Below are 13,497 nucleotides of genomic sequence, written 5' to 3'. Positions count from 1 at the left end.
CGTTTCAAATCCCGCGGCGCACTCCTCACATAGGACAGTTAAGGACTGGTATGGCCACTCCCGACCCCGACGAGATCTGGCGACTGCTCAACGAGGCCCGCTTCGAAGTGGCCAGCGAGGCGAAGGTCGCGGCCCTCGAGCGAGCGGTCGAGGCCGCCGACGCCGTCGGCGACCCCGAGCTCCAGAACTACGCCCTCAACGGCCTGGTCGACGCCTACGAGTTCTCCCGCGACTCGACCCGCATCCTCGTCCCCTTCGCCAGGCTCCTGCGCAACTTCGACTCCCAGCCCGCGCACTTCGACGCCTACCTGACGCGCTCCCTGTACTGGACGTTCAAGTGGATCGTCGACAAGATGATCGAGCAGCCCGACGTGCCGCTCGAATCCATCGAGCACTGGCTCCAGGAGATGCGCCGCCGCTACGCCGAGGCCGGGTTCTCCATGCACGCCCCGTCCGCCTACGAGATGCAGCTGGCCTACCACGTCGGCGACTACGAGCGGGTCGCCGCCGCCATCGAGGCCCTCGGCGAGGCCGAGGAGGACGAGATGTCCGACTGCACCGCCTGCCAGTACACCTCCTTGGCCACCATCGTGTTCTACGCCGAAGAGGACTCCGCCGACGCCGCCATGGAGATGCTCGAACCCGTCCTCTCCGGGGAGCAGACCTGCGCCCACGAACCCCACTACGGGCTCGCGCTCTCCCTCCTGCCGCTCGTCGAGCTCGGCCGCATCGACGAGGCCCGCGCCAACCACCTGCGCGGCTACCAGATGTGCAAGGGCAAGGAGGACATGGTCCCCATGGTCGCCCTGCACGTCGAGTTCTGCGCCCTCACCGGCAACGAGCACCGCGCCGTCGAGATCCTCTCCGACCACGCCCGCTTCTACGACCTCGACCTCGGCGTGCGCGACCGCCAGCGCCTCCTCGAGGTCACCGTCCTCACCTGCCGCCGCCTCACCGCGCTCGGCTTCGCCGACACCGCGATGCCGGGCCCGACGGGCACGGAGTGGACCGCCTCGACACTGCACGACTGGGCCGAGGCCGAGCGGGCCGCGGTCTGCGCCCGCTTCGACGCCCGCAACGGCAACGACCACCACTCCGCGATGTCGGCGTGCGTCACCGAGTCCACCCCCTACGACAAGCCGGTGCACCTGGGCCTCAAGGAGCCCAAACCCAAAGCGGCCCAAGCGGCCCCCGTGGCCGAGCAGGTTCAGGGCCCGGACCTCGACACCGCTATCGACGCCGCGTACGCCGCCTACGACGACTGCTCCCCGGACACGTGGAAGGCCTGGCTGCGCGTCGGCGCCCTCGCCGACGCGCTCGGCATCGAGCTCATCGCCGAGCACCGCGCCGAGATCGCCCACGCCGAGTCCGCGCAGGCCGACGACCCCGACACGGTCGCCGACGGGCTCGCCCGCGCCATCGAGCTCTTCGGCGCCGCAGGCCAGCCCGGCCGCGCCCTCGTCGCCGAGTCCTTCCTCCTCATCCACCGCTCCGAGACCGAACCCGGGCAGGTCCGGGACGGCGCCGAGCGCATCGTGCAGACCGCGCGCGCCCTCCGGGACGAGCAGCGCATCGACGACCGCAGCTTCCACACCAGCCAGGTCCTCGCCATGCGCGCCGAGTACCTCGCCTCCACCGCGAGCCCCGAGCCGCTCCCGGCCGACCTCGACGAGCGCGCCCGCGTCCTCGAAGCCGAACTCGCCGAGTGCACCGGGCAACGGTACGCGCTCATCCGCCGCTGCGACCTCATCGACCTGCGCGCCCGCCTCGAACCCGACCCGGCCTTGAAGACCGCGCTGCTCACGGCCCAGATCGACCTCGCCCGCTCCGCCGATGCCGGGTGGGCCGTCGCCCGCGCCAGCGCCGACCTCGCCGACCAGGTCGGGCTCACCGGCGATTTCGAAGCGGCCCTGGCGATCTGCCGCGAAGGGCTGACCGCGCTCGGCGACGAGCCGTCCCACACGGTCGCCGCGAAGCTCCACCTCCAGGCCGCCGAGTTCACGATGCGCGCGGCCGACCACGAGTCCACCTACGAGCACGCGCTCGCGGCCTCGATCCACTGCGACGCCGCCGGGATGACCGTCCCGGCCGCCGTCGCCCGCCACCTCATGGGCGTCGCCCTCGTCGAGCTCGACCGCCGCGCCGAGGCCGTGCCGCTCCTCGAAGCGGCCCTCGACGACCTCCCCGACCAGGAACTCTGGCGGATCTGCAACGTGCGCTTCAACCTCGCCGAGTCCTACGACCGCCAGGGCGACACCCGACAGGGCGTCGAGCACGGCCTCGCGGCCCTCGCGCTCATGGAATCCGCCGAGGAGGACTACCTCGTCAACCTGTACGCCGACACGCTGTTCCTCACCGGGGAGCTCCTGGAGAAGCTCGGCGAGCACGACCACGCCCTCGAGGTCTACTCGCGCGCGATCGAGGCCGCCGACCAGGTCGGCGACCTCGCGTCCTGGACTCGCGTCAGCCGGGCCCGCGCCTGGCTGCTGCGCACCATCATGGGCGACAGCGCGTTCGGCGAGGGCCTGCAGACGATGGCGCAGATCGCCGCCCGCCTCCACGCCGTCCGCGCCGACGCCGAGGCCCCTGGCACGCTCCGCGAGGCCGCCCGCTTCGAGCTGGGCGAGACCTACCGCCAGCACGCCCAGCTGACCTTCCAGTTCCTGGAGAGCCAGGCCGGCGAGCAGGGCCTGCACCGCGACGAGGCCGAACCGGTGCTCGACCTGCAGCGCCGCGCGCTGGCCGTGTTCCGGGAGGGCCCGCTGCTGCTGGAACGGGCGAGCCTGACCGCGCACCAGACCATGTGGCTGCTCGCCGAGCTCGGCGACAAGCAGGGCGCGATCGACGTGGGGGAGGACGCCCTGACCTGGCTCACCGCCCCCGAATCGGCCGAGGCCAGGGAGGGTTTCGAGGGGCACTTGGCGGACCTGCGCCAGGAGTCGGAAGAGGCTTGACGGGCGCGACTCGCTGAGCGGGGCGCGGCGAGTCGCGGCGCTCCTGCGAGGTACGCTTGCCCACTGGCGGGCACGCGTGTTCCGTGTGCACCGAGGATCGAATCAGTACTGAAACTGAGTCGACAACGGGCCGCCGCTCGAACAGTCTGGTTCGAGAGAAAACCATCCGCAGTCTCACCGACCGCCAGCCGGATCGAGAGGAAATCATCGTGTCCCAAGACCGCACCGAAGCGCTCATCAGCCTGTCCAAACGCCGCGGCTTCGTGTTCCCCAGTTCGGAGATCTACGGAGGCACCCGCTCCGCTTGGGACTACGGCCCGCTCGGTGTGGAGCTGAAGGAGAACATCCGCCGCGAGTGGTGGAACGCGATGGTGCGCGAGCGCGACGACGTGGTCGGCCTCGACTCGGCCGTCGTCCTCAACCCGCAGGTGTGGGTCGCCTCCGGCCACCTCGAGGAGTTCACGGACCCGCTCACCGAGTGCCAGTCCTGCCACAAGCGCTACCGCGCGGACCACCTCATCGAGGCCTACCAGGAGAAGCACGACGGCCGCGAGCCCGAGAACGGCCTCGCCGACCTCACCTGCCCGCACTGCGGCGCGCGCGGCTCCTTCACCGAGCCCCGCATGTTCAACGGCATGATGAAGACCTTCCTCGGCGCCACCGAGGACACCGAGAACACGCACTACCTGCGCCCCGAGACCGCCCAGGGCATCTTCGTGAACTTCACGAACGTCATGACCGCGTCCCGCCGCAAGCCCCCGTTCGGCATCGCGCAGACCGGCAAGTCCTTCCGCAACGAGATCACGCCGGGCAACTTCATCTTCCGCACCCGCGAGTTCGAGCAGATGGAGATGGAGTTCTTCGTCGAGCCGGGCACGGACGAGGAATGGCACGAGTACTGGCTGCAGACCCGCTGGGACTGGTACGTCGACCTCGGCCTGAAGGAAGAGAACCTGCGGCGCTACGAGCACCCGAAGGACAAGCTCTCCCACTACTCGAAGCGCACCGTCGACATCGAGTACAAGTTCAACTTCGCCGGCAGCGAGTTCGGCGAGCTCGAGGGCATCGCCAACCGCACCGACTTCGACCTGTCGACCCACTCGAAGCACTCGGGCGCCGACCTGTCCTACTTCGACCAGGCCAAGGGCGAGCGCTGGACCCCGTACGTGATCGAGCCCGCCGCGGGCCTGACCCGCTCGGTCCTGGCGTTCCTCATCGAGGCCTACGACGTGGACGAGGCCCCGAACACCAAGGGCGGCGTCGACAAGCGCACCGTGCTCCGCTTCGACCCGCGCCTGGCCCCGGTCAAGGCCGCCGTGCTCCCGCTGAGCCGCAACGAGGACCTGTCGCCCAAGGCGAAGGACCTGGCCGCGACCCTGCGCAAGCGCTGGAACGTCGACTTCGACGACGCGGGCGCGATCGGCCGCCGCTACCGCCGCGCCGACGAGATCGGTACCCCGTACTGCATCACCGTCGACTTCGACACCCTCGAAGACCAGGCCGTGACGATCCGCGACCGCGACTCGATGAAGCAGGAGCGCGTCGCCATCGACCAGGTCGAGCGCTTCCTCCTCGAGCGCCTGTAAATCAGTACCTGCTGGGGCCGATCTCGATCTGATCGAGGTCGGCCCCTTCGGGTATCCACGCCGAGGTGATGTCCACGAACTGCTGCGACTCGCCCTCCGGGAGCGTCCGGAACCCGCCCGAGACGAGTTCGGCGTCGGCCGGGAGCCCGCCCAGCAGCGTCCCGTCGCCGTCGCGGAACAGCACCGCGATCTGCGCGTCAGTCTCGTTGGCGGCCTCGGCGCTGAAGTGCACCCGGTACCCGTCGGGGCTCGCCAGCGGCTCGACCCGGGTGAACGCGAAGGACGGCAGCGGGTCCATCTCGTACGGCACCCCGGTGTCCTCGTCGATCCAGAACTCCGAGGGGTACAGCATCGACGGGTCGGCCGGGCGCAGCTTCAGGTCCTCGACGTCCACCCCGCGGGTGTTCCCGGTCATCACGTACCCGACCGCCGCCGTCGAGAACGGCGGGAGCGAGCCGATGTACATGGTGTCCAGGGTGACCGGGTAGCCGCGCTCGGTCTCGGTCACGATCGACAGCGAACCGGGGATCAGCTCCCCGTCGTGCGGATTACTGACCACGACCGCGACGAGCACCGACTCGACGCCGTTCGCGTCGACGACCTTGCTGAAGCCGGACTCGAGGATCTCGAGCTCGACCTCCTCCTCGGTGAACGCGACCTCGTCGGTGTACCCCTCGGGCTCGGCCGACGAGAGCTCCTCGACCGCGACGACCCGCGCGTCCCCTGCGGGGCGGTACTCGACCGCGACCGCCAGCGCCACCGCCGAGACGACGAGCGCGATCACGAACGGCAGGCGCGGCAGCATGTCGGCCCGCATGTGGGCATGGATCACCAAGTCCCGCATCGCGGATGCGGGGCGCTTGAGCCACCGGTTCGAGGGCATGGGGTTCCTAGCTGAGACCGCTACACTTTCCGAAGACAACGGTAGCAGTCGAGTCACAGGAGCGAGGGTGTCCGAATCCGCCTCCCCGCAGCGGTGGGGCGAGGAGCACATGATCGATCTGGGCGCCGCGGACGGACCCGTTCAGGCCCCTGAACCCGACCCCTCGCCGACCCGCCGCTTCCTGCGCGTCCCCAACGCCGCCTTGGCCTATGCGGCCATTGCCGTCGCGCTGGCCGCCGCCGCGGTCACGGTCGTGAAGTGGTCCCCGCTGCACCGGCCCCTCGCCGAGGCCGCCGTCCAGGGCTTCCTCGAGGCGGTCCACGAGGGCGACGTGGAGGCCGCGCTCGCCTTCACCGACCAGGACGACGCCGAAGGCGCCTTCCTGGTGCCCGATGCGCTCGACTCGAGCTGGGAGGTCACCGAAGTCGCCCAGGTGGCCTACGAGGACGAAGGCGACGGCAAGGCCAGCGTCCAGGTGTACGCCGAGATCGAAAGCGCTGCAGGCGACCGCCTCGGCCACCGGTACCACGTGGTCGTGGAGCGCGGGGACGCGCAGATCAAGGACGCGATGGTCGAGACCGAGGTCTGGGGCGTCCTGGAGTTCCTGGACCTGAACGGCGTCCAGATGCCCGTCGAGCTGCAGGCGGAGCCGTCGTACGTCATGCTCCTGCCCGGGTACTACGAGTTCTACCCCGATCTGCCGTCCACTTTGGATCTCGACGGCGACCGCACGATGCTCGTGCTCGGGAACAAGTACTACTCGCCGGAAGCGGACTACGTCGACACCTGGATGCCCTCGCCGTGGCTCGTGGTCAACCAGGAGGGCGAGGACGCGGTGAACGCGGCCCTGCGCGAGCACTACGACGCCTGCGCCGCCGACCCCTCGGGCGGCGGCTGCCCGTTCAACTTCCCTGCGGACCCCGACCGCGAACTGGCGCTCGCCCCCGGGGCGCAGTGGCAGATCGAGGTCTACCCCGAAGTGCGCGCCGAACGCCTCTGGTACGAGCACGGTGCGGGCTTCGCCCTGGAGTCGTCGCTGCCGGGCGAGGCCCGCGCGCGGGTCGAGATCACCGAGGAGGGCCAGACGCGCACGGCGCTGGTGAGCTGCCCGATCTGGGTGGGCGGGCTCTACGCGGCCTTCGATGTGGACGCCGGGTTCTCGATCGACACGGAGTACGGCCTGTCGGAGGACCACTGCCGGGCCCTGGTCGAGGTCAGGGAGTAGCGCGGGGCTATTCGCTGTGGATGACGCAGCCGCAGTCGATCCAGGCGTGCTCGACCTGGTCGGCGGTGTGCGTGATGGAGTAGTTCGCGCGGCTCTCCGACGCCCAGAGGGCGGCGGGGCTGGCGGGCACGTCGGCGGTCGCGGCGAGCGGGCTGGGCTCGCTCTGCGGTGCTGCAGACTGCGCGGGCGACACTGCCGGGGCGGTCTCCAATTGCTGGGCCATCGCTTCTCCAACTCGTGTGCGGCTCGCGTTGATCGCTTCGCCGCTCCATCGTTCATCGAGTCAAACGCAGGAGGAGCTCACATGGTTCCGGGCTTGAGAGCAGTCTCACAGCGCACTCGCAACGCCCACCATAGCGCCCTCTTGCGACGGTCGTATAACGCTTTCATTCCATAGAGTCGCAAGAGGGCGTTCACCTGGCGCGGCATTTGCCCGGTGTGTGGCGAATTACTACCAGGATGCTTTGCGCAGACCGGGCAATTCGCCGCGGTGCGCCATCGCCCTGAGTCGGACACGCGACAGTCCGAACCGGCGGTTGAACCCGCGCGGGCGGCCGTCCACGACGTCCCGGTTCCGCAGCCTCGTCGCCGAGGAGTCGCGCGGGAGCTTCTGGAGCTTCACCACGGCCGCCGCTCGCACCTCCGGGTCGGTGCCCGGGTGGGCGACGAGCCGCTTGAGCTCGGCCCGCTGCTCCCGGTAGCGCTCGACCAGCACCTCGCGTTGCTGCTGCTTCGCGATCATGCTCTTCTTCGCCACTAGCGTTCCTCCCTGAACTCGACATGCCTGCGCACGACCGGGTCGTACTTCTTGAGGACCATGCGGTCCGGACTGTTGCGGCGGTTCTTGCGGGTCACGTACGTGTAGCCCGTCCCGGCGGTCGACTTCAGCTTGATCACCGGCCTGATGTCAGTGCTCTTGCTCGCCATCAGATCTTCTTCCCTTGCGCGCGGAGCCTCGCGACCACGGACTCGATGCCGTCGCGGTCGACCACCTTGATGCCCTTGGCCGACAGCCGGAGCCGCACGTGCCTGCCCTCGCTGGGCAGGTAGTACCGCTTGTGCTGCAGGTTGACGTTCCACTTGCGCCGGGTCTTCTTCTTCGACCACGGCACGTTGTTGCCGAAGCCGGGGCCGGCGCCGGTCACCTCGCATGTTCTGGACACGGTCGTCCTCCTCTCGTGAGAGCCAGTATAATGACAATCGTTTTCAACAAAGATCGGAGGCCTCATGAGCCAGCTCGCACAACCCGGTTCCGACGTGTCACCAGCCGACCTGCGGCCCGCACTGACACTCCTGACCGGCTTCGCCCCCAAGGCGACCCGCGAGGCCGCCGAACTCCTCACCCGCGCCGACCCGGCGCTCCTCACCGTCACCTACGACCTCGCCGAACTCCTCGACAACGGCACCGTCCGCCGCATCGTGCGCGACGGACGCGGGCTCATCGAAGACGAGCGCGTGACCCTCGAACACGGCTGCATCAACTGCACCATCCGCGAAGACCTCCTCCCGGCCCTCGTGCGCCTCGCCCGCGCCCGGCCCGCCAGCGACCTCGCCCTCGTCCTCCCGCCCTCCATGGAGCCCGAGGCCGTCACCACCGCCTGCGGCTGGTGCCACGTCGACGGCGCGCCCGTCACCGACGCCGTCCGCATCGACTCCGTCGTCGCCGTCTGCGACCCGGCCACCCTCCTCGACACCCTCGACTCCGACAAGGACCTCGCCGACCAGCGTCTCCAGGCCGCCGACGACGACACCCGCTCCGTCTCCGAGGTCGCCGCCCGCCAGATCGAGTTCGCCGACACCGTGCTCCTGTGGGCCCCCGACTCCGAACTCGACTACGAGCACACGCGCCTGTCCGTGCTGCTCCAGCGCCTCAACCCCTGGGCCCGCCACCTGGTGCTCGACATCCTGGAGCCCGTATGGCTCTCCACCCGTATCCGCCGCAGCGGCCGCTTCGACCCCGACGCGCCCGAGCCGTACGGGCGCGGGATCGAGGGCTACACCGTCGGATGCCATGAGCCCGAACCGGACTGCGGTGTCGTCGCCTCCGTCTACCGCGCCCGCCGCCCCTTCCACCCCGTACGCTTCCACCAGGCCCTCCCGACGCTCGCCGGGCGGACCCTGCGCGGACGCGGCCACCTGTGGCTCGCCGGGCAGCCCGACCACATCGTGGCCTGGGAGTCCAGCGGCGGCGGCGTCTCGATGGGCGATATGGGGCGCTGGCTCGCGGCCACGCCGGACGAGGAGTGGGACGAGTCGAGCCCGGAAAGGCGCGTCAACGCCGACCTGCACTGGGACGCCGATTTCGGGGACCGGGAGATACAGCTGGCGTTCGTGGGTATCCACTTCGCGGCCGACGAACTCGCGGGCGTCCTCGACGCCTGCCTGCTGACCGACGCGGAGCTCGCCGAAGGCTTCGCAGCGTGGCGGGAATACCCCGACCCCTTCGGCGGTTGTTTCGAAAGCAAGGAGAGGAACCAGGCATGAAGCAAGGTATTCACCCGAAGTACGACTACGTGGTCTTCCGCGACCGCGCGGCAGACTTTTCCTTCCTCACCCGGTCTACGGTCAGCTCGGCCGAGACCGTCGAGTGGGAGGACGGCAAGACCTATCCGGTGATCGACGTGCAGATCTCCTCTGCCTCGCACCCGTTCTGGACCGGCAAGAGCCGCGTCCTCGACGACGAGGGCCGTGTCGCCAAGTTCTACAAGAAATACGGACAGCAGCCCAAGCAGGCTGAGTAGCCGTAGGCAAGACGAAAGGGGCCTCCCCGGCACCGGGAGGCCCCTTTTCCGCGTCTGCTAGCCGCCCGAGGAGTCGATCTCGGCGCCCACGGGGACCGTGAGGTCGTCCCGGTCGTCGAGCCAGCCTTCGGGCAGCGTGACCTTGCCGGGGGAGTTGGTGCGCCCGCGCGGCTTGCCGATGGTCGACTCGGGGAACGGCGCGTCGCCTTCGAGCTTGCCGAGCAGGTCTTCGAGCTCATTGAGGTGCGAGACCATCGAGAGCGCCCGGCGCATGTCGCCGCCGATCGGGAAGCCCTTGAGATACCAGGCCACGTGCTTGCGGAACTCGCGGCAGCCGTGCTCCTCCGCGTCGATGTTCCGCCGCGCCTCGTACGATTCGGCGCCCGCGATCCACTCGACCAGCAGTTCCGCGTGGCGGTACATGACCTTTGCGACCTCGCCGAGGGACGGCATGATGCGCTTCTGGGTGCCGTTAAATGCGGCTTCGAGGTCGCCGAACAGCCACGGCCTGCCGAGGCAGCCGCGCCCGACTACGACGCCGTCGCAGCCGGTCTGCTCGACCATGCGCAGCGCGTCGTCGGCCTCCCAGATGTCGCCGTTGCCGAGCACCGGCAGGTCCAGGTGCTCCTTCAACGTCGCGATCGCGTCCCAGTCGGCGGTGCCGGAGTACCGCTCGGCGGCGGTGCGCCCGTGCAGTGCGACCCACGCGACGCCCGCGTCCTGGGCGATCTTCCCCGCTTCCAGGTAGGTGAGGTGGTCGTCGTCGATGCCCTTGCGCATCTTCACGGTGACGGGGATGCTCCCGGCCGCGTCGACCGCCGCCGTCACGATCTCGCGGAACAGGCGCCGCTTCCACGGCAGCGCCGAGCCGCCGCCGCGCCGCGTGACCTTCGGGACCGGGCAGCCGAAGTTGAGGTCGATGTGGTCGGCCAGGTTCTCGTCGGCGACCATCTGCACGGCCTTGCGCATCCCGGCCGGGTCGACCCCGTACAGCTGCAGGCTGCGGGTGGTCTCCTCCGGGTCGAACTCGATCAGCCGCATCGTCTTCGGGTTGCGCTCGGTGAGCGCCACGGTCGTGATCATCTCGCACACGTAGATCCCCGCCCCCTGCTCGCGGCAGAGCTTGCGGAACGGCAGGTTCGTGATCCCGGCCATAGGGGCCAGGACGACGGGCGGGTTCACGGGCTTGCCCGCGAGCGAGAGCGATTCGGTCACCGACCAAGTATCCCAGCGGCGCGGACGCATGCCAAAGCGCGCAGGAGTGACCGCAACGACGAGGGCCGCCCGGTAATTGCCAGGCGGCCCTCGTCGTCGCGTTTCGTCTTATTCGAGATCGACCGTGACCGACGCGGCCCACGGGTTGCCCGCGACCTCGTAGGACCCGGCGTAGGAGAACCCGTCGCCGCCGACCGTGGCGCCGCCGGGGATCGAGGCCTGGCCGTCGAGGTACGAGTGGAGCTTCTGGCCGGTGTAGTCCGTGACCAGGACGACCGCGGCGGTGCCGTTGTAGCCCTTGGCGTTCAGCGCGGGCGTCTCGGAGGCGCACAGCGGGTCTGCCATGCGCGAGTCCGCGAGCTCCTTCTTCACCTCGCCGCCGGAGACCCAGCTGACGGTGGCCTCGCCGCGGCTGGTCGCGATGAACGCGCCGCTCTGGGTGCCCACGACCAGGCAGGTCGGGTTCGCGCCGACCTCGGTTGCGGCCGTCTCCTTGAGCGAGCCGTCGAGTTCGTGGACGGTGCCGTCAGCGGTCGCCACGGCCGAGGCGCCCTCGGCCGCGGCCACGTCGGCGACGCCTCCGTCGAAGCCGGTGGCTTCCCCAGCGGTCGCGTCGAACGTGAACTCGGCGCCGTCGTAGTGCTTCGCCGAGAGGCCTTCGAGCGTGGAGGCGAGGTCGATGGAGACGACCTGGCTGGCGTTCAGGTCGCCGACGATCGCGTAACCGGCGGTCGCGACCTGGTCGCGTCCGGCGCCGCCTTCGGTGGTGCTGCGCTCGGCCGAGAGCGAGCCGTTCGAGTTCGACCACGCGTCGACCGAGGTAGGCGCGGTGAACGGCAATGCGACGGTGCCGACGATCTCGGCGGCCCCGAAGTGGCCCGCGTTCGGCAGGCCGGGGTAGGACTGCGACCAGCTGGACTGGTACGAGCCCTTCTTGTCGCCCAAGGCGATCACGACGAGCGAGCCGGTCTGCGACTCGGGCGTCCACGTGGTGACGAGCGCGAGCTCGTTGCCGTCGGTGAGCGCCACGTCCGTCGGGACCTGGCCGTCCGGGAGCTGGAGGCACGTGCCGCCCTGCGCGCCGCTGATGCCCGCCGTGGCGATGACGCCGGAGGAGAACGCGATCACGGAGTGGGCGTTGACCTCGGCGCTCTGCTCGGGCCGCGCGAGGGCCACGGGCCTGCCGAGTTCGGCGCCGAGCGCGCTGACGCAGTCGGCGGTCGGGCCCTCCTGCAGTTCGAGTTCGGGGCGGCCCTGGTCGGTGAATCGCCCGCCCGCGCGGGGCGTGAGCCCCAGCGCCGTGTCGGTCGACTCGACCACGGTCACGTGGTCGACCCCGGTGAGCCCGGACTCGTCGGTGACGTACCCGAGCTGGCCCTGGATGCTGCGGTCGGCGTCGCCGAAGAGCGGTTCGGCGGCGAGCGCGTCGCCGCTGGCGGCCGCGAGCTCTTCGGCACCGTTCTGCCCGGCTTCGCCGTAGCGCCACGAGAACCATTCGGCGCTGCCCGCGGCGGCGGCGAGTTCGGTGTAGCGCTCGGGGGTGAGGGCGTCGTCGGCGCCGGTGTCCTCGCTGGCGTTGCCGCTCTCTTCACCCGGTTCGCTGGGCTCCCGCGGCGGTTCGGCGCCGAGCAGGAGGACGATGCCGATGATCAGGCCGAGGGTGATGAGCCCGCCGATGCCGTAGATGGCGTAGCGGACGCCGCGGTGCGTCGGCGGGGAGACGCGGGTGGTGCTCGGCGCCGGCTCGGCCGGGGCCTCGGGCTGCTCAGCGGGCGGCGCAGGGGCGGCTTCGGGCGCGGGCGCCTGCTCGGCGTACGCGGGTTCGGGCTGGTCGCCGTATCCGGCGGGCGCGCCGTACGCGGACTGCGGGGCGGCCGGGTAGGCGTCCTGGGCGGCGTACGGGTCGGGCTGCGCTGCGAACGGGTCCGGCTGCGGCGCGGCCGCGTACGGGTCCGGTTGCTGCGGTTCGGCCTGCGCGAACGCGTCGGCGCCCGAGCCGTACGGGGCCTGCTGCTCGTATCCGGGCTGCTGCGGCACGTGCGGGAACGCGCCCGACTGCTGCGCCTGGTACTCCTCGCGGGCCTGCTGGGCCTCGGCCTGCAGGCGGTCGGCCTGGTACGGGTCGTTCTGGTAGAGGTCCTGGCCGCCCGCTTCGGCGCGGTACTGGTTGTGGCCGTAGACGTCCTGCTCGTACGGGTCCGAGCGCAGCTCGGGGAATTCGAGGCCGCCCTGCTGCTCGGCGGCGGGCTGGCGGGGCGCGTCGTAGGTCGGCGGGTCGAACCCGGGGGCCTGCGGGGCGTTCCCGAACGGCTGCTCGGCCGGTGCCTCGGGTGCGGCGGCGGGAGGCGGGGTCTCGCCCGTCCAGGCGGCGCCGCCGGAGAGGCCCCAGCCGGTCTGGGACTGCTGGTGCATCCAGTCCTGGCTCGACTTCGGCGGCCAGTCGGGTGCCTCGCCCCATTCGCCTTGCGGCGCAGGAGGTTCCTGGTATGCGGCCGGTTCCGGCGCGTGCGGCTGCCCGCCGTACTGCGGGGCCTGGCCGTACTGGGGTTCGCCGTACTGCGCGTTCCCGTACTGGTCCTGGGGGCCCGGCTGCTGCGGCACCGACGGGGTCGCGTCGTCGAACGCGCCCCATTCGCTGCGGCGCGCCTCCGGGTCGAGCTCGTCGTACCCTTCGGCCTGCTGCGGCGGTTCGCCGTGGCTGGTCGGCGGGCGCATGAAGCGGTCGGCCGCCGAAGGCTCAGGATCAGGCGTTTGGGAAGGCAGGTGGCCCACTCCGCGCGCGGTGATTCGGGGCGGATTGGTGGGTGTGGCCGCCGGTTCACTGGTGGGAGGCCAGGAGGGCGGCTGCTCGGGCGATGGGTCCGGCATGATAGGCGACTCTAGCGGATCGGAC

Annotated in this window: 12 protein-coding genes; 5 read left to right on the top strand and 7 right to left on the bottom strand. The window is 70.5% G+C overall.

The genetic code is table 11. The features are described from left to right. Nucleotides 1-50: 50 nt before the first annotated feature. A complete protein-coding gene (locus tag ACZ60M_RS08700; protein WP_465416126.1) occupies nt 51-2,954 on the top strand; it encodes a tetratricopeptide repeat protein in 2,904 nt (967 codons plus the stop codon). 209 nt (nt 2,955-3,163) lie between these two features. Further along, a complete protein-coding gene (locus ACZ60M_RS08695; RefSeq protein ID WP_392961111.1) occupies nt 3,164-4,540 on the top strand; it encodes a glycine--tRNA ligase in 1,377 nt (458 codons plus the stop codon). A gap of 1 nt (nt 4,541) precedes the next feature. Here the strand turns inward: ACZ60M_RS08695 and ACZ60M_RS08690 are convergent, their stop codons facing one another. Next, entirely contained in the window at nt 4,542-5,423 is an 882-nt protein-coding gene (locus tag ACZ60M_RS08690; protein ID WP_465416124.1) for a hypothetical protein, read from the bottom strand. A 67-nt stretch (nt 5,424-5,490) separates the two neighbouring features. Here ACZ60M_RS08690 and ACZ60M_RS08685 point away from each other — a divergent pair, with 67 nt between their 5' ends. Then, complete coding sequence (locus ACZ60M_RS08685; RefSeq protein WP_465416122.1) at nt 5,491-6,648, top strand: hypothetical protein; 1,158 nt, start codon at nt 5,491-5,493, stop codon at nt 6,646-6,648. Nucleotides 6,649-6,655: 7 nt separating this feature from the next. On the opposite strand, the gene ACZ60M_RS08680 is transcribed toward ACZ60M_RS08685, so the two are convergent. The 4 genes from ACZ60M_RS08680 to rpmB form a co-directional block, all read right to left on the bottom strand. Further along, a complete protein-coding gene (locus tag ACZ60M_RS08680; protein WP_465416120.1) occupies nt 6,656-6,871 on the bottom strand; it encodes a hypothetical protein in 216 nt (71 codons plus the stop codon). Nucleotides 6,872-7,099: 228 nt separating this feature from the next. Next, on the bottom strand, nt 7,100-7,405 hold the full coding sequence (gene rpsN / locus ACZ60M_RS08675) for a 30S ribosomal protein S14 (RefSeq protein ID WP_465416118.1): 306 nt from the start codon (nt 7,403-7,405) through the stop codon (nt 7,100-7,102). Beyond that, nucleotides 7,405-7,575 (bottom strand): 50S ribosomal protein L33, encoded by a 171-nt coding sequence (rpmG, locus tag ACZ60M_RS08670; protein ID WP_465416117.1) that lies wholly within the window; start codon nt 7,573-7,575, stop codon nt 7,405-7,407. The genes rpsN and rpmG overlap by 1 nt, the downstream gene beginning before the upstream one ends. After that, nucleotides 7,575-7,811: a 50S ribosomal protein L28 gene (rpmB, locus tag ACZ60M_RS08665; protein WP_465416115.1), complete on the bottom strand. Its 237-nt coding sequence runs from the start codon at nt 7,809-7,811 to the stop codon at nt 7,575-7,577. Before rpmB ends, rpmG begins: the two co-directional genes overlap by 1 nt. Before the next feature lie 64 nt (nt 7,812-7,875). Here rpmB and ACZ60M_RS08660 point away from each other — a divergent pair, with 64 nt between their 5' ends. Continuing rightward, the gene (locus ACZ60M_RS08660) at nt 7,876-9,132 is read left to right on the top strand and encodes a CobW family GTP-binding protein (protein WP_465416113.1); all 1,257 of its coding nucleotides are present in this window, start codon (nt 7,876-7,878) and stop codon (nt 9,130-9,132) included. After that, nucleotides 9,129-9,389, top strand: coding sequence for a type B 50S ribosomal protein L31 (locus ACZ60M_RS08655; protein ID WP_465416111.1), 261 nt, complete (start codon nt 9,129-9,131; stop codon nt 9,387-9,389). The genes ACZ60M_RS08660 and ACZ60M_RS08655 overlap by 4 nt, the downstream gene beginning before the upstream one ends. A gap of 57 nt (nt 9,390-9,446) precedes the next feature. Here ACZ60M_RS08655 and dusB read toward each other — a convergent pair whose 3' ends face one another. After that, nucleotides 9,447-10,634, bottom strand: coding sequence for a tRNA dihydrouridine synthase DusB (dusB, locus tag ACZ60M_RS08650; RefSeq protein ID WP_465416109.1), 1,188 nt, complete (start codon nt 10,632-10,634; stop codon nt 9,447-9,449). Nucleotides 10,635-10,712: 78 nt separating this feature from the next. Next, complete coding sequence (locus ACZ60M_RS08645) at nt 10,713-13,472, bottom strand: hypothetical protein (RefSeq protein WP_465416108.1); 2,760 nt, start codon at nt 13,470-13,472, stop codon at nt 10,713-10,715. Nucleotides 13,473-13,497: the final 25 nt, after the last annotated feature.

This window comes from Glycomyces sp. NPDC050141, assembly GCF_055586545.1.
Note: the sequence above shows the minus strand (reverse complement) of the source record. Positions and strands in the feature narration are given on the sequence as shown.

Bases quoted from the DNA above. Each gene is read 5' to 3' on its own strand.
- ACZ60M_RS08700 (WP_465416126.1), top strand. From the start codon at position 51: ATGGCCACTCCCGACCCCGACGAGATCTGGCGACTGCTCAACGAGGCC.
- ACZ60M_RS08690 (WP_465416124.1), bottom strand. From the start codon at position 5,423: ATGCCCTCGAACCGGTGGCTCAAGCGCCCCGCATCCGCGATGCGGGAC.
- ACZ60M_RS08680 (WP_465416120.1), bottom strand. From the start codon at position 6,871: ATGGCCCAGCAATTGGAGACCGCCCCGGCAGTGTCGCCCGCGCAGTCT.
- rpmG (WP_465416117.1), bottom strand. From the start codon at position 7,575: ATGGCGAGCAAGAGCACTGACATCAGGCCGGTGATCAAGCTGAAGTCG.
- ACZ60M_RS08660 (WP_465416113.1), top strand. From the start codon at position 7,876: ATGAGCCAGCTCGCACAACCCGGTTCCGACGTGTCACCAGCCGACCTG.
- ACZ60M_RS08655 (WP_465416111.1), top strand. From the start codon at position 9,129: ATGAAGCAAGGTATTCACCCGAAGTACGACTACGTGGTCTTCCGCGAC.
- dusB (WP_465416109.1), bottom strand. From the start codon at position 10,634: ATGCGTCCGCGCCGCTGGGATACTTGGTCGGTGACCGAATCGCTCTCG.
- ACZ60M_RS08645 (WP_465416108.1), bottom strand. From the start codon at position 13,472: ATGCCGGACCCATCGCCCGAGCAGCCGCCCTCCTGGCCTCCCACCAGT.